The sequence below is a fragment of the Pseudomonas sp. 43NM1 genome (genome assembly GCF_002836905.1).
Taxonomy (GTDB): domain Bacteria; phylum Pseudomonadota; class Gammaproteobacteria; order Pseudomonadales; family Pseudomonadaceae; genus Aquipseudomonas; species Aquipseudomonas prosekii.
In genome coordinates, this window is record NZ_MKGS01000069.1 from 1 (window position 1) to 14,019 (window position 14,019).

The window sequence follows — 14,019 nt, forward strand, 5'->3', positions numbered from 1 at the left end:
CGCCTTCACCACGCCAGCGCCGCAGCAGCCCGGACAGACGCCAGATGCTTTGCACCCAGATGAACCGCAACACCAGCAACACCATGAAAATCGCCACCACGTCGAGGCAGCGGTAGAACAAGGTCGGCCACAACGAGGTTTCGTGGCTGGCCACGGCTTTGATGATGTCCGGCAGTTGCAAGCCCAGCAGCAGGAAGATCAGGCCGTTGAAGGCGAATTCCAGCAACGACCAGACACTGCGATTGAGCAACCGGGTGCTGGTCTGGCGCGGCAGCAGATCGAGCCAGCTTTGCATCATCCCGGCGGCGACCGCCGACAGAATCCCCGAAGCACCAAGGCGTTCGGCCAGCACATAGGCGGCGAACGGCAGCAGCAACATGAACACCACATGGGTCGCCGGATCGTCCCAGCCTCGGGCGACCATCCACGAACGCAAACGCCCGACCAGCCAGCTCAGCGCCACGCCGATGGCCAGGCCACCGACCGCGACCAGGACAAATGTCAGGCTCGCATTGGCCAGCGAGAACACGCCCGTGACGGCGGCGGCCAAAGCAAATTTGAAGGTCACCAGGCCCGAGGCGTCGTTCATCAGCGCCTCGCCTTGCAACATGTGCATCAGCGGCGTCGGCAGGCGGTTCTGGGAAATCGCCGAGACTGCCACGGCGTCGGTCGGCGACAGTACGGCCGCCAAGGCAAAAGCCACCGGCAGAGGAATCGTCGGAATCAGCCAATGAATGAAATACCCGGCGCCGACCACGGTGAACAGGACCAACCCTACGGCGAGGGTCAGGATCGGCCCGCGCAGGCGCCACAGTTCCCGTTTGGGCATGCGCCAGCCGTCGGAAAACAGCAGCGGTGGCAGGAACAGAAACAGGAACAGCTCGGGGTCCAGCGCTACGTGCAACCCCAGCGTCGGCCAGGCCAACAAGGCGCCGGCAGCAATTTGCACCAGCGGCAGCGGCAGAGGAATCACCCGTCCGATCAGGCGCGAAACGCCGACCAGCATTAACAGGATCAGGACGGTGTAGGCAGTTTGCATAAAGCGTTTTCCCAGGTATTCGACAGCATTGAAGTGCCATATTAGCCGCTTAGACTTGCGGTTGTGGGAGCTGAGCTGGCTGGCGATGGCGGTGTGACAGTCACGCTCGAGATTGATTGATCCACCGCCATCGCGAGCAAGCTCGGCTCCCACAGGTTTTGCGTTTCATGCGAATTGCCCAAATGGCAGCTTTTTCGGGTTTTGCGTGGAAACCGCCCGGTCATGGCATAATCCGTCACCATTTTTTTCCAGCACCTGTAAAGGGGGCAATTCCTTGACCGTTTCAAGTAAAACGTTGCACCTTTTCGGCATCAAAGCCTGCGACACCATGAAAAAGGCGCGCACCTGGCTCGATGAACACGCTGTCAGCTATGACTTCCATGATTACAAAACGGCCGGAATCGACCGTGAACATCTGACCCAATGGTGCGACGAGCACGGTTGGCAAGTGGTGTTGAACCGTGCAGGCACGACCTTTCGCAAACTCGACGACGAACGCAAAGCCGATCTCGACCAAGCCAAAGCCATCGAACTGATGCTCGCACAACCCTCGATGATCAAGCGCCCGGTGCTTGATCTCGGTGACCGAACCCTGATTGGCTTCAAGCCAGATATCTACGCGGCCGCCCTCAAGTAAGCAGCCCGTTCTTTTTTGTTAGAGGTCCCAACATGTCCAATACCCTGTTCAGCCTGGCCTTCGGTGTCGGCACGCAAAATCGTCAAGGCACCTGGCTGGAAGTGTTCTACGCCCAGCCGCTGCTCAATCCTTCGGCCGAACTGGTTGCCGCGATTGCGCCGGTACTCGGTTACAGCGAAGGCAACCAGGCCATCACGTTCACCACCGCCCAGGCTGCGCAATTGGCCGAAGCGCTGAAAAGCGTCGACGCTGCCCAGGCTGCATTGCTGACCCGTCTGGCCGAAAGCCACAAACCGCTGGTCGCGACCATTCTGGCTGAAGACGCACAATTGACTTCGACGCCTGAGGCCTACCTCAAGCTGCACCTGCTGTCGCACCGTCTGGTCAAGCCGCATGGCCTGAATCTGGCCGGCGTGTTCCCGCTGCTGCCGAACGTGGCGTGGACCAGCCAGGGCGCAATCGACCTCGCCGAACTGGCCGAGCATCAACTCGAAGCGCGTCTGCGTGGCGAGCTGCTGGAAGTGTTCTCGGTGGACAAATTCCCGAAAATGACCGACTACGTGGTGCCGGCCGGCGTGCGTATCGCTGACGCGGCCCGTATTCGTCTGGGCGCTTACGTCGGCGAAGGCACCACGGTGATGCACGAAGGTTTCGTCAACTTCAACGCGGGCACCGAAGGCCCGGGCATGATCGAAGGTCGCGTCTCGGCTGGCGTATTCGTCGGCAAGGGTTCGGACCTGGGCGGCGGTTGCTCGACCATGGGCACCCTGTCGGGCGGCGGCAACATTGTGATCAAGGTGGGCGAAGGCTGCCTGATCGGCGCGAACGCCGGTATCGGCATTCCGTTGGGCGACCGCAACACCGTCGAATCGGGCCTGTACGTGACCGCCGGGACCAAAGTGGCGCTGCTGGACGAGCACAACAAACTGGTCAAAGTGGTCAAGGCACGCGAACTAGCCGGTCAACCGGACCTGTTGTTCCGTCGCAATTCGGAGACCGGCGCGGTGGAATGCAAAACCCACAAATCGGCCATCGAACTGAACGAAGCGCTGCACGCTCACAACTAAGCAAAACGTCAAATAGATCACCTGTGCCCTGCCCTTGCAGGAGCAAGGCTTGCCCGCGATGGCGTTATCACTGACGCCAAAAGCTTCGCGAGCAAGCTTTGCTCCCACAGGATCAATGCAGGAGCGAGGCTTGCCCGCGAAGAGGCCCTTGAAGCCGCCAAAAGCTTCGCGGGCAAGCCTCGCTCCTACACGATCAAGGTCTCGGGCAAGGTCAGGCGTTCCCCCAGCCCATGTTCAACAGGGCCCGATTGCATGATGATTCCGTCTCCCTGGCGCGCCGATTTCCCGGCCATCGCCGCGCTGCAACGGCAAGACCAGACCTATCTGGACAACGCCGCCACCACGCAAAAACCTCACGCCCTGCTGGATGCCCTGGCGCATTACTACGCCAATGGCGCGGCCAACGTGCATCGGGCGCAACACCTGCCCGGCGCCCACGCCACCCAGGCGTTCGAGGACAGCCGCAGCAAAGTCGCGCAATGGCTCAATACGGGCGATTGCGGGCAGATCATCTTCACCCACGGCGCCACCAGCGCGCTGAACCTCCTGGCCTATGGCCTGGAACACTTATTCAATCCGGGCGATGAAATTGTCATCAGCGCTCTGGAGCATCACGCCAACCTGCTGCCGTGGCAGCAACTGGCGCTGCGTCGCGAGCTGAAACTGGTGGTTTTGCCACTGGACGCCGACGGCGTGATCGACCTCGCCGCCGCCGCGCAATTGATCGGCCCGCGCAGCCGATTACTGGCGGTCAGTCAGCTGTCGAATGTGCTCGGCGTCTGGCAACCGCTGCCCGAGTTGCTGGCCATGGCCAAAGCGCACAACGCGCTGACCGTGGTCGATGGCGCGCAAGGCGTGGTCCACGGCCGGCATGACGTGCAGGCGCTGGGTTGCGACTTCTACGTGTTTTCCAGTCACAAACTCTACGGGCCCGATGGCCTCGGCGTGTTGTTCGGCCGTCACGCGGCGCTGGAGCAACTGCGGCCGTGGCAATTCGGCGGCGAAATGGTGCTCGACGCCAATTACCACGACGCGCGATTCCGCCCAGCGCCGCTGGGCTTTGAAGCGGGCACGCCGCCGATTGCCAGCGTGATTGGTCTGGGGGCGACTCTGGATTACCTCGCCGGGCTGGATCAGCACGCGGTGTCGGCCCACGAAGCCGCGCTGCATGCCTATCTGCTCAAAGGTCTCGAGGCGCGCAATGGCATTCGGCTGCTGGGCAAACCGCAATTGGCGCTGGCCAGTTTTGTCGTCGAGGGTGTGCATAACTCGGATCTGGCGCATTTGCTGACTGAACAGGGCATCGCCGTGCGCGCCGGCCATCACTGCGCCATGCCGTTGCTCAAAAGCTTCGAACTGGCCGGGGCAATCCGGGTTTCGCTGGCGCTGTACAACGATTCGGAAGATCTGGAACGCTTCTTTGAAGCGCTGGATCAGGCGCTGGAGTTGCTGCGATGAGTTTGCCTGACGCCGCCGCCGTCGCCCTCGAAACCTTTCACAACGCCGCGAGTTGGGAGCGACGCGCACGTTTGCTGATGCAGTGGGGCGAGCGCCTGCCGGCGTTGAGTGATGAGGATAAAGTCGACGCCAACCGCGTGCATGGCTGTGAAAGCCAAGTGTGGCTGGTCGGTGCGTTGCGCGATGGCCATTGGCAGTTCGCCGCGAGCAGCGATGCGCGATTGATTCGCGGGTTGGTCGCGTTGCTGCTGGCGCGGGTCAACGGGTTGTCGGCGGATGAGCTGCGCCAGGTGGATTTGCCGCAGTGGTTTAACCTGCTTGGACTGAGCAGACAGCTATCCCCGTCGCGCAGTAATGGCCTCAATGCCGTGTTACAGCGAATGAATGAGTTGGCTGGTTAATCGCCATCGCGAGCAAGCTCGCTCCCACCTTGGAATGCGTTCCCCTGTGGGAGCGAGCTTGCTCGCGATGAGGCCATCAGCCACACCGCTCAAACCCCAGGTTTAACCCGATCCGCCGGTCGCCGCACGCCCGCGACAATCTTATCCACAGCCTTGGTCGCCGCGACCATGCCGAACGTCGCCGTCACCATCATCACCGCGCCAAACCCGCCGGCGCAGTCGAGCTTGACGCCGTCGCCGACAAAACTCTTCTGCAAGCAAATGCTCCCGTCCGGTTTCGGATAGCGCAGTTGCTCGGTGGAAAACACGCACGGCACGCTGTAATGGCGGGTCACGGTGCGCGAGAAGTTGTAGTCGCGGCGCAGGGTCGAGCGCACTTTCGAGGCCAGCGGGTCATTGAACGTGCGGTTCAAGTCGCAGACCTGAATCAGCGTCGGGTCAATCTGCCCGCCCGCGCCGCCGGTGGTAATGATCTGGATCTTGCGGCGCTTGCACCAGGCAATCAGCGCAGCCTTGGCATTCACGCTGTCGATGCAGTCGATCACGCAATCGATATCCGGCGTGATGTACTCGGCCATGGTCTCGCGCGTCACAAAATCCGCCACCGCGTGCACCGTGCAATCCGGGTTGATCCCGCGCAGACGCTCGGCCATCACCTCGACCTTGGGTTTGCCGACGGTGCTGTCCAGCGCGTGCAACTGGCGGTTGGCGTTGCTCACGCAAACGTCATCGAGGTCGAACAGCGATATCTCGCCGACGCCACAACGCGCCACGGCTTCCGCCGCCCAGGAACCGACGCCACCGACGCCGACAATCGCCACATGGGCCGCGCGCAAACGCTCCAGGCCTTCAATGCCATACAACCGAGCGATGCCGGCAAACCGCGGATCTTCTGTACTCATGACCATTACCCCAAAAACCGGCGCGCATTATAGGGCTACGCGGCCACAAGTTCTAAGCGACAAGCGACAAGTGTAAGAACTTATGTGAAACCGGATTGCCAAATGTAAGGCTTTTCGCTATCGCCTGTACGGTAAGCGGAAGCACGGTGTAGGATGCGCGCCCCTTGGCAACCGCCGACCGTTCCTTCGTTCCACAGCCTCTGGAACCTGAAAAAGCTATGTCATCGCGTAAATTTGGACTCAACCTGGTTGTGGTGCTCGCCATCGCCGCTTTGTTTACCGGCTTCTGGGCGCTGATCAATCGCCCGGTCACCGCCCCCAACTGGCCTGAACAAATCTCCGGTTTTTCTTACTCGCCGTTTCAACAAGGCCAGTACCCGCAGAGAGACCAGTACCCGTCCGACGACGAAATGCGTCGCGACCTGGAGATCATGAGCAAGCTGACGGACAACATCCGTACTTACTCGGTCGACGGCAGCCTGCAAGACATCCCGAAACTCGCCGAAGAGTTCGGCTTGCGCGTGACCCTGGGGATCTGGATCAGCCCGGATCAGGAGCGCAACGAACGCGAAATCCTCCGCGCCATCGAACTGGCCAACACCTCGCGCAGCGTGGTTCGCGTGGTGGTCGGCAACGAGGCAATCTTCCGTAAGGAAATTACTGCCGCCGAGCTCAGCGTAATCCTCGACCGCGTGCGCGCGGCGGTGAAAGTGCCGGTGACCACGTCCGAGCAATGGCACGTCTGGGAAGAACACCCGGAACTGGCCAAGCACGTCGACCTGATCGCCGCGCACGTTCTGCCGTACTGGGAATTTGTCCCGGTGGACAAGGCCGGCCAATTCGTTCTCGACCGCGCCCGCGACCTGAAAAAGATGTTCCCGAAAAAACCGCTGCTGCTGTCGGAGGTTGGCTGGCCGAGCAACGGCCGTATGCGCGGCGGCACCGATGCCAGCCCCGCCGACCAGGCGATTTACCTGCGCACATTGGTCAACAAGCTCAACCGCCAAGGCTTCAACTACTTCGTGATCGAAGCGTTTGACCAGCCGTGGAAGGCCAGCGACGAAGGTTCGGTGGGCGCGTATTGGGGCGTGTTCAACGCCGCGCGCCAGCAGAAATTCAACTTCGAAGGCCCGGTGGTGGCGATTCCGCAATGGCGCGTGCTGGCCATCGGCTCCGCGGTGTTGGCGCTGCTGTCGCTGACCTTGCTGATGATTGACGGCTCGGCCCTGCGCCAACGTGGCCGCACGTTCCTGACGTTTATTGCGTTTTTGTGCGGTTCGGTTCTGGTGTGGATCGGCTACGACTACAGCCAGCAATACAGCACCTGGTTCAGCCTGACGGTGGGGTTCCTCCTCGCCCTCGGTGCGCTCGGGGTGTTTATCGTGTTGCTGACCGAGGCGCATGAATTGGCCGAGGCGGTCTGGACCCACAAGCGCCGGCGAGAATTCCTGCCGGTCGTAGGGGATTCGGACTACCGACCGAAAGTCTCGATTCACGTACCGTGCTACAACGAACCGCCGGAGATGGTCAAACAGACCCTCAATGCCTTGGCCAACCTCGACTATCCGGACTTCGAAGTCCTGATCATCGACAACAACACCAAGGACCCGGCGGTCTGGGAACCGGTGCGCGATTACTGCGCAACCCTCGGCCCGCGCTTCAAGTTTTTCCACGTCGCGCCGCTGGCCGGCTTCAAGGGTGGCGCGCTGAACTACCTGATTCCGCACACCGCCAAAGACGCCGAAGTGATTGCGGTGATCGACTCCGATTACTGCGTCGAGCCGAACTGGCTGAAGCACATGGTGCCGCACTTCGCCGATCCGAAAATCGCCGTGGTGCAGTCGCCGCAGGATTATCGCGACCCGAACGAAAGCACCTTCAAGAAGCTCTGCTACGCCGAATACAAAGGTTTCTTCCACATCGGCATGGTCACTCGCAACGACCGTGACGCGATCATCCAGCACGGCACCATGACCATGACCCGGCGCTCGGTGCTCGAGGAGCTCGGCTGGGCCGACTGGTGCATCTGTGAAGACGCCGAGTTGGGCTTGCGCGTCTTCGAGAAAGGTTTGTCGGCGGCGTACTACCACACCAGCTACGGCAAAGGCCTGATGCCGGATACGTTTATCGACTTCAAGAAACAGCGTTTCCGCTGGGCCTATGGCGCGATTCAGATCATCAAGCGGCACACCGCCAGCCTGCTGCGCGGCAAGGGCACCGAGTTGACCCGTGGCCAGCGTTACCACTTCCTCGCGGGCTGGTTGCCGTGGGTCGCGGACGGCATGAATATCTTCTTCACCGTCGGCGCGCTGTTGTGGTCGGCGGCGATGATCATCGTGCCGCAACGGGTCGATCCGCCGTTGTTGATTTTCGCGATCCCGCCACTGGCGCTGTTTGTGTTCAAGGTGGGCAAGATCATCTTCCTCTACCGCCGTGCGGTCGGGGTCAACCTGAAGGATGCATTCTGCGCGGCCCTGGCCGGGCTCGCGTTGTCGCACACCATCGCCAAAGCGGTGCTGTACGGGTTCTTCACCACCAGCATTCCGTTCTTCCGCACCCCGAAAAACGCCGACAATCACGGCTTCTGGGTGGCAATTTCGGAAGCGCGTGAAGAGGTGTTCATCATGATGCTGTTGTGGGGCGCGGCGCTGGGGATCTTCCTGGTCAACGGCCTGCCGAGCAACGACATGCGCTTCTGGGTGATCATGCTGCTGGTGCAATCGCTGCCGTACCTGGCGGCGCTGATCATGGCGTTCCTGTCTTCGCTGCCAAAACCAGCGACGGAGCCTGCGCCGGTGCCGGCCGTCTAAATCAGTCCGGATGCACTAAACGGCGGCCAATGGCCGCCGTTTTGCTTTAAGATAACCGCCATTTTGCGCGCCACGCCCCAATCCCTGTAGGAGCGAGGCTTGCCCGCGAACGAAGCGACGCGGTGTAACAGATACACCTCATCATCGTTCTTCGCGGGCAAGCCTCGCTCCTACAGATAAATAAAGCTCCGGAGTTTTCCATGACGGCCCACGCCGACCTTTCGCCGACCCTTCAACTCGCCATCGACCTGATCCGCCGTCCGTCCGTGACGCCGGTCGACGCCGATTGCCAGAAGCAGATGATGCAGCGCCTGGGCGATGCCGGTTTTCAACTCGAGCCAATGCGCATCGAAGATGTGGATAACTTCTGGGCCACCCACGGCAAACACGACGGCCCGGTGCTGTGCTTCGCCGGTCACACCGACGTGGTCCCGACCGGCCCGGTGACGGCGTGGCAGATCGACCCGTTCAACGCGCTGATCGACGAACATGGCATGCTCTGCGGGCGTGGCGCAGCGGACATGAAAGGCAGCTTGGCGTCGATGACCGTGGCCGCCGAGCGCTTCGTCGCCGACTACCCGGACCACAAGGGCAAAGTGGCTTTCCTGATCACCAGCGATGAAGAAGGCCCGGCGCACCACGGCACCAAAGCCGTGATCGAACGCCTCGCCGCGCGCAAGGAACGTCTGGACTGGTGCATCGTCGGCGAACCGTCGAGCACTACGCTGGTCGGCGACGTGGTCAAGAATGGCCGTCGCGGCTCGCTCGGCGCCAAGCTCACCGTGCGCGGGATCCAGGGCCACGTGGCCTATCCGCACCTGGCGAAAAACCCGATCCACCTCGCCGCCCCGGCGCTGGCCGAACTGGCCGCCGAGCATTGGGACCACGGCAACGACTTCTTCCCGCCGACCAGTTTCCAGATTTCCAACGTCAATTCCGGCACCGGCGCGACCAACGTGATTCCGGGTGATCTGGTGGCGGTGTTCAACTTCCGTTTCTCCACCGAATCCACCGTCGAAGGCCTGCAAAAACGCGTCGCCGACATTCTCGACAAACATGGCCTCGACTGGCACGTCGATTGGGCGCTGTCGGGCCTGCCGTTCCTCACCGAACCGGGCGCCCTGCTCGACGCAGTGGCATCGAGCATCAAGGACATCACCGGGCGCGAGACCAAGGCCTCTACCAGTGGTGGCACCTCCGACGGACGCTTCATTGCGACCATGGGCACGCAAGTGGTTGAGCTGGGGCCGGTCAACGCGACCATTCACCAGGTCAACGAACGCGTCCTCGCCGCAGACCTCGATGTATTGACCGAAATCTATTATCAAACCCTGATCAAGTTGCTCGCCTGATGCTCGCCTGCCCAATCTGCAGCGAACCGCTGAACGCGGTGGACAACGGCGTGGCCTGCCCCGCCGGGCATCGTTTCGACCGCGCGCGCCAGGGTTACCTGAACCTGTTGCCGGTGCAGCACAAGAACAGCCGTGACCCTGGGGATAACCTGGCAATGGTCGAGGCCCGTCGCGACTTCTTGAACGCCGGCCATTACGCGCCGGTGGCCAAGCGGCTGGCCGAGCTGGCCGGGCAATACGCGCCGCAGCGCTGGCTCGACATCGGTTGTGGCGAAGGTTATTACACCGCGCAAATCGCCGACGCCTTGCCCAATGCTGACGGCTACGCGCTGGACATTTCTCGCGAAGCGGTCAAACGCGCCTGCAAACGCAACCCGCAGCTGACCTGGTTGATCGCCAGCATGGCGCGCGTGCCGTTGGCGTCCGGCAGTTGCCAGTTTCTGGCGAGCGTGTTCAGTCCGCTGGACTGGGAAGAGGCCAAGCGCCTGCTCAGTACCGGCGGCGGCTTGATGAAAGTCGGGCCGACCAGCGGCCATCTGATGGAATTGCGCGAACGCCTGTACGACGAGGTGCGTGAATACACCGACGACAAGCATTTGGCTCTGGTGCCGGAAGGCATGGCGCTGGCGCACAGCGAAACCCTGACATTCAAACTGACGCTGGAAAAGGGTCAGGATCGCGCCAATCTGCTGGCAATGACGCCCCACGGCTGGCGCGCCAGTGCCGAACGCCGCGCGGCCGTGATCGAGCAGGTCGAGCCGTTCGAAGTCACCGTTTCGATGCGTTACGATTACTTCGTACTTCAATAATTTTTGGTCTTGAGCAACAGCTTGAGGCCGGCTAAATCCGCGAATGGATTTTTCAAGACCGCAGTGAGGACATCCATGCGCCAACCCGATATCGAGATTTACCTGAAAGACGCCGACGTCGACTACAAAGCCGTCGCTGATTGGCTCAGCGCCGCGCTCGGCCCGTGCAGTGAGTGGGTCAAGAAAGGCCAGACTTACAAGTGCAGCGCCGGCAACGTGCCCGTGACCTGGCTGCCGAAAGCCGTGGGCAAGTGGAACAGCCTGTACCTGGAAAGCGACCAGACGCCGTGGGAAGACGACATCGCGTGCGCCCGCGCCGCTTTCGCCGCACTGAACGTCGAAGTGCGTTGCGCGCCAGGCACGTGGGTCGAGGAAGAAGGTGAAGAGACCGCCGATCGCTGGATGCGCATCAGCGCCGATGGCGAAGAAGAGATCACCTGGAAGACCGCGTAAAACAAGCAACACCAAAAACCTGTAGGAGCAAGGCTTGCCCGCGAAGCTTTTAGCGCCAGTGATGACGCCTTCGCGGGCAAGCCTCGCTCCTACGGGTCATGCGTGATCCGGGGATCGGGTTACAGACCTATAACATCCTCAGCCTGCAAACCCTTCTCGCCGGTCACCACGGCGTATTCAACCTGCTGACCTTCGGCCAGCGAACGGTGCCCTTCGCCGCGAATCGCGCGGTAATGCACGAACACGTCCACCCCGTCCTCGCGCTGAATAAAGCCGTAACCCTTGGCGTCGTTGAACCACTTCACACTGCCGGTTTCGCGCGTTGCCATGTGTCTTTACCTCTTTGTTTTTATTTTGAGCGGTCGAGTATATGACAGCCGCGAAAATGCTCAACTATAGAATGGTTGTGTGCTTTTTTGCCGATTTTCGGCGAATACGGCACACTGTCCGCCCCCGAGCAAACGCTCGGTTTCACTCACTCACGCAGAAGCCGTATGACCCGTTCCCCGTTCCGCCGTCTGGTATTTGGCACCCTGCGCCGACTGTTGTACCTCTGGGTTCGCTCGGAGACGATCAACCAGTCGTCCCTTACCCTCAACCTCGACCGCAGCCGTCCGGTGTTTTACGTCCTGCAAAACCCTTCGCTGACCGACCTTGCCGTGGTCGACACCGAGTGCACCAAGGCCGGCCTGCCGCGCCCGGTGCTGCCGGTGTCGGTGGGCAATCTGCTGGAACCGGCGGCGTTCTTTTACCTGACGCCGGAGCCTGACTGGCTCGGCCGCCAGGACAAACGCGGCGCGCCGCCGGCCCTGACCCGACTGGTCAGCGCCCTGAGCCAGAATGCTGCCGAAGACGCGCAGATCATTCCGGTCAGCGTGTTCTGGGGGCAGTCGCCGGACAGCGAGTCGAGCCCGTGGAAGCTGTTGTTTGCCGACAGTTGGGCGGTCACCGGGCGTTTGCGCCGTTTGCTCAGCATCATGATTCTGGGGCGCAAGACCCGCGTGCAGTTCTCGGCGCCGATTCACCTGCGCGAACTGATCGAGCACAACAAGGGCCACGAACGCACCGTGCGCATGGCCCAGCGCATTCTGCGGGTGCACTTTCGCAACCTCAAAGCGGCGGTCATCGGCCCGGACATTTCCCACCGACGCAATCTGGTCAAGGGTTTGCTCAACCAGCCGCTGGTCAAGCAAGCCATTCTGGACGAGGCCGAGCGCGAGAAAATCTCCCCGGAAAAAGCCAAGGCCCAAGCGCTGCGTTACGGCAACGAGATTGCTTCGGACTACACCTACACCGCGATCCGTTTCCTCGAAGTGGTGCTGAGCTGGTTCTGGAACAAGATCTACGACGGGATCAAGGTCAATCACATCGAAGGCGTGCAGAAAGTCGCTCAGGGTCACGAAGTGATCTACGTGCCGTGCCACCGCAGCCACATCGATTACCTGCTGCTTTCGTACCTGCTGTTCCGTAACGGCCTGACCCCGCCGCACATCGCCGCCGGGATCAACTTGAACATGCCGGTGATTGGCAGCCTGCTGCGGCGCGGCGGCGCGTTTTTCATGCGCCGCACGTTCAAGGGCAATCCGCTGTACACCTCGGTGTTCAACGAATACCTGCACACCTTGTTCACCAAAGGTTTCCCGGTCGAGTATTTCGTCGAGGGCGGCCGTTCGCGCACTGGGCGCATGCTGCAACCGAAAACCGGGATGCTCGCCATCACCCTGCGCAGCTTCCTGCGTTCGTCGCGCATGCCGATCGTGTTTGTGCCGGTGTACATCGGTTATGAGCGCGTGCTCGAAGGCCGGACCTACCTCGGCGAATTGCGTGGCGCGAGCAAGAAGAAAGAATCGATCTTCGACATCTTCAAAGTCATCGGCGCGCTGAAGCAGCGCTTCGGCCAGGTGGCGGTGAACTTCGGCGAGCCGATCAAACTCGCGGAATTCCTCGACGGCGAACAGCCGGACTGGCGCTCGCAGGAACTTGGTCCGCAGTTCAAACCGGCGTGGCTCAACGAAACCACCAACCGTCTCGGCGAGAAAGTCGCGCAGCATCTGAACGAAGCGGCAGCGATCAACCCGGTCAATCTGGTGGCGCTGGCGCTGCTGTCCACCAGCCGTCTGGCGCTGGACGATCGGGCGATGGCGCGGGTGCTGGATCTTTATCTGGCGCTGCTGCGCAAGGTTCCGTACTCGCCGCACACCACGCTGCCGGAAGGCGATGGCCGCGCGTTGATCGAGCACGTGAAAGACATGGATTTGCTCTCCGAACAGAGCGATGCGTTGGGCAAGATTCTGTATCTGGATGAGCAGAATGCGGTCCTGATGACCTATTACCGCAACAACGTGTTGCACATCTTCGCGCTGCCGGCGCTGCTGGCGAGTTTCTTCCAGAGTGCCTCGCGCATGAGCCGCGAGCAGATCCTGCGTTACACGCGCGCGCTGTATCCGTACCTGCAATCGGAGCTGTTCATTCGCTGGTCGATGGAGGAACTGGACGCGGTGGTTGATCAATGGCTCGAAGCCTTCGTCGAGCAAGGCCTGCTGCGCTTCGAGAACAATGTGTACCTGCGCCCGGCGCCGAGTTCGCGCCATTTCGTGTTGCTGACGCTGCTGTCGAAAAGCATTGCGCAGACGCTGCAACGTTTCTACATGACTGTTTCGCTGCTGCTCAACAGCGGCCAGCACAGCATCAGCGCCGAAGAGCTGGAAGACTTGTGCACGGTCATGGCCCAGCGCCTGTCGATCCTGCATGGCTTGAACGCCCCGGAATTCTTCGACAAGAGCCTGTTCCGCCACTTCATCCAGACCATGCTCGACCTCGACGTGCTGCGTCGCGACGAGGCCGGCAAGTTGAGCTATCACGAATTGCTCGGCGAACTGGCCGAAGGCGCGGCGAAACGTGTGTTGCCAGCGGAGATTCGCTTGTCGATCCGCCAGGTGGCGCTGCATCGCAGTGAAGATGCGGCGGATCAGGTCGCCGTGCAACCTGAGGCCTGAGGCCATAAAACCTGTAGGGGCGAGCTGCTCGCGAACGCGCTGTATCAGTCGGAAACAGTTTGGCTGACCCAGCGCTATCGCGAGCAGGCTCATTC

12 protein-coding genes are annotated in these 14,019 nt (G+C 61.3%); 9 read left to right on the top strand and 3 right to left on the bottom strand.

The genetic code is table 11. The features are described from left to right. The coding region (locus BI292_RS07865; RefSeq protein ID WP_101207570.1) for a Na+/H+ antiporter at positions 1-1,039 on the bottom strand (1,039 nt) is incomplete at its 3' end. A gap of 274 nt (positions 1,040-1,313) precedes the next feature. On the opposite strand from BI292_RS07865, the gene BI292_RS07870 reads away from it, so the two are divergent. From BI292_RS07870 to BI292_RS07885, 4 genes are all read left to right on the top strand, one after another. Further along, a complete protein-coding gene (locus BI292_RS07870; protein WP_010462846.1) occupies positions 1,314-1,676 on the top strand; it encodes an ArsC family reductase in 363 nt (120 codons plus the stop codon). Positions 1,677-1,708: 32 nt separating this feature from the next. Continuing rightward, positions 1,709-2,743: a 2,3,4,5-tetrahydropyridine-2,6-dicarboxylate N-succinyltransferase gene (gene dapD / locus BI292_RS07875; RefSeq protein ID WP_092272623.1), complete on the top strand. Its 1,035-nt coding sequence runs from the start codon at positions 1,709-1,711 to the stop codon at positions 2,741-2,743. Between the two features lie 252 nt (positions 2,744-2,995). Next, the gene (locus BI292_RS07880) at positions 2,996-4,201 is read left to right on the top strand and encodes an aminotransferase class V-fold PLP-dependent enzyme (RefSeq protein ID WP_101207532.1); all 1,206 of its coding nucleotides are present in this window, start codon (positions 2,996-2,998) and stop codon (positions 4,199-4,201) included. After that, complete coding sequence (locus BI292_RS07885) at positions 4,198-4,602, top strand: SufE family protein (RefSeq protein ID WP_101207533.1); 405 nt, start codon at positions 4,198-4,200, stop codon at positions 4,600-4,602. Before BI292_RS07880 ends, BI292_RS07885 begins: the two co-directional genes overlap by 4 nt. Positions 4,603-4,691: 89 nt before the next feature. Here the strand turns inward: BI292_RS07885 and tcdA are convergent, their stop codons facing one another. Continuing rightward, on the bottom strand, positions 4,692-5,504 hold the full coding sequence (tcdA, locus tag BI292_RS07890) for a tRNA cyclic N6-threonylcarbamoyladenosine(37) synthase TcdA (RefSeq protein ID WP_178076547.1): 813 nt from the start codon (positions 5,502-5,504) through the stop codon (positions 4,692-4,694). A gap of 218 nt (positions 5,505-5,722) precedes the next feature. Between tcdA and BI292_RS07895 the strand changes: the two genes are divergently transcribed. From BI292_RS07895 to BI292_RS07910, 4 genes are all read left to right on the top strand, one after another. Beyond that, positions 5,723-8,314 carry a glycosyltransferase gene (locus tag BI292_RS07895; protein WP_101207535.1) on the top strand — a complete coding sequence of 864 codons (2,592 nt, stop codon included), beginning with the start codon at positions 5,723-5,725 and terminating at the stop codon, positions 8,312-8,314. Positions 8,315-8,514: 200 nt separating this feature from the next. Next, on the top strand, positions 8,515-9,666 hold the full coding sequence (gene dapE, locus BI292_RS07900; RefSeq protein WP_092272637.1) for a succinyl-diaminopimelate desuccinylase: 1,152 nt from the start codon (positions 8,515-8,517) through the stop codon (positions 9,664-9,666). Next, on the top strand, positions 9,666-10,475 hold the full coding sequence (locus tag BI292_RS07905; RefSeq protein ID WP_101207536.1) for a putative RNA methyltransferase: 810 nt from the start codon (positions 9,666-9,668) through the stop codon (positions 10,473-10,475). Before dapE ends, BI292_RS07905 begins: the two co-directional genes overlap by 1 nt. Positions 10,476-10,550: 75 nt before the next feature. Continuing rightward, complete coding sequence (locus BI292_RS07910) at positions 10,551-10,928, top strand: hypothetical protein (protein WP_101207537.1); 378 nt, start codon at positions 10,551-10,553, stop codon at positions 10,926-10,928. A gap of 119 nt (positions 10,929-11,047) precedes the next feature. Here the strand turns inward: BI292_RS07910 and BI292_RS07915 are convergent, their stop codons facing one another. Then, complete coding sequence (locus tag BI292_RS07915; protein ID WP_092272646.1) at positions 11,048-11,257, bottom strand: cold-shock protein; 210 nt, start codon at positions 11,255-11,257, stop codon at positions 11,048-11,050. 165 nt (positions 11,258-11,422) lie between these two features. Here BI292_RS07915 and plsB point away from each other — a divergent pair, with 165 nt between their 5' ends. Continuing rightward, entirely contained in the window at positions 11,423-13,924 is a 2,502-nt protein-coding gene (gene plsB, locus BI292_RS07920) for a glycerol-3-phosphate 1-O-acyltransferase PlsB (protein ID WP_101207538.1), read from the top strand. Positions 13,925-14,019 lie beyond the last annotated feature (95 nt).

Coding starts and splice junctions, on each gene's coding strand:
- BI292_RS07910 (WP_101207537.1), top strand. CDS start 10,551: ATGCGCCAACCCGATATCGAGATTTACCTGAAAGACGCCGACGTCGAC.
- BI292_RS07915 (WP_092272646.1), bottom strand. CDS start 11,257: ATGGCAACGCGCGAAACCGGCAGTGTGAAGTGGTTCAACGACGCCAAG.
- BI292_RS07885 (WP_101207533.1), top strand. CDS start 4,198: ATGAGTTTGCCTGACGCCGCCGCCGTCGCCCTCGAAACCTTTCACAAC.
- plsB (WP_101207538.1), top strand. CDS start 11,423: ATGACCCGTTCCCCGTTCCGCCGTCTGGTATTTGGCACCCTGCGCCGA.
- dapE (WP_092272637.1), top strand. CDS start 8,515: ATGACGGCCCACGCCGACCTTTCGCCGACCCTTCAACTCGCCATCGAC.
- BI292_RS07880 (WP_101207532.1), top strand. CDS start 2,996: ATGATGATTCCGTCTCCCTGGCGCGCCGATTTCCCGGCCATCGCCGCG.
- tcdA (WP_178076547.1), bottom strand. CDS start 5,504: ATGAGTACAGAAGATCCGCGGTTTGCCGGCATCGCTCGGTTGTATGGC.
- BI292_RS07905 (WP_101207536.1), top strand. CDS start 9,666: ATGCTCGCCTGCCCAATCTGCAGCGAACCGCTGAACGCGGTGGACAAC.
- dapD (WP_092272623.1), top strand. CDS start 1,709: ATGTCCAATACCCTGTTCAGCCTGGCCTTCGGTGTCGGCACGCAAAAT.
- BI292_RS07895 (WP_101207535.1), top strand. CDS start 5,723: ATGTCATCGCGTAAATTTGGACTCAACCTGGTTGTGGTGCTCGCCATC.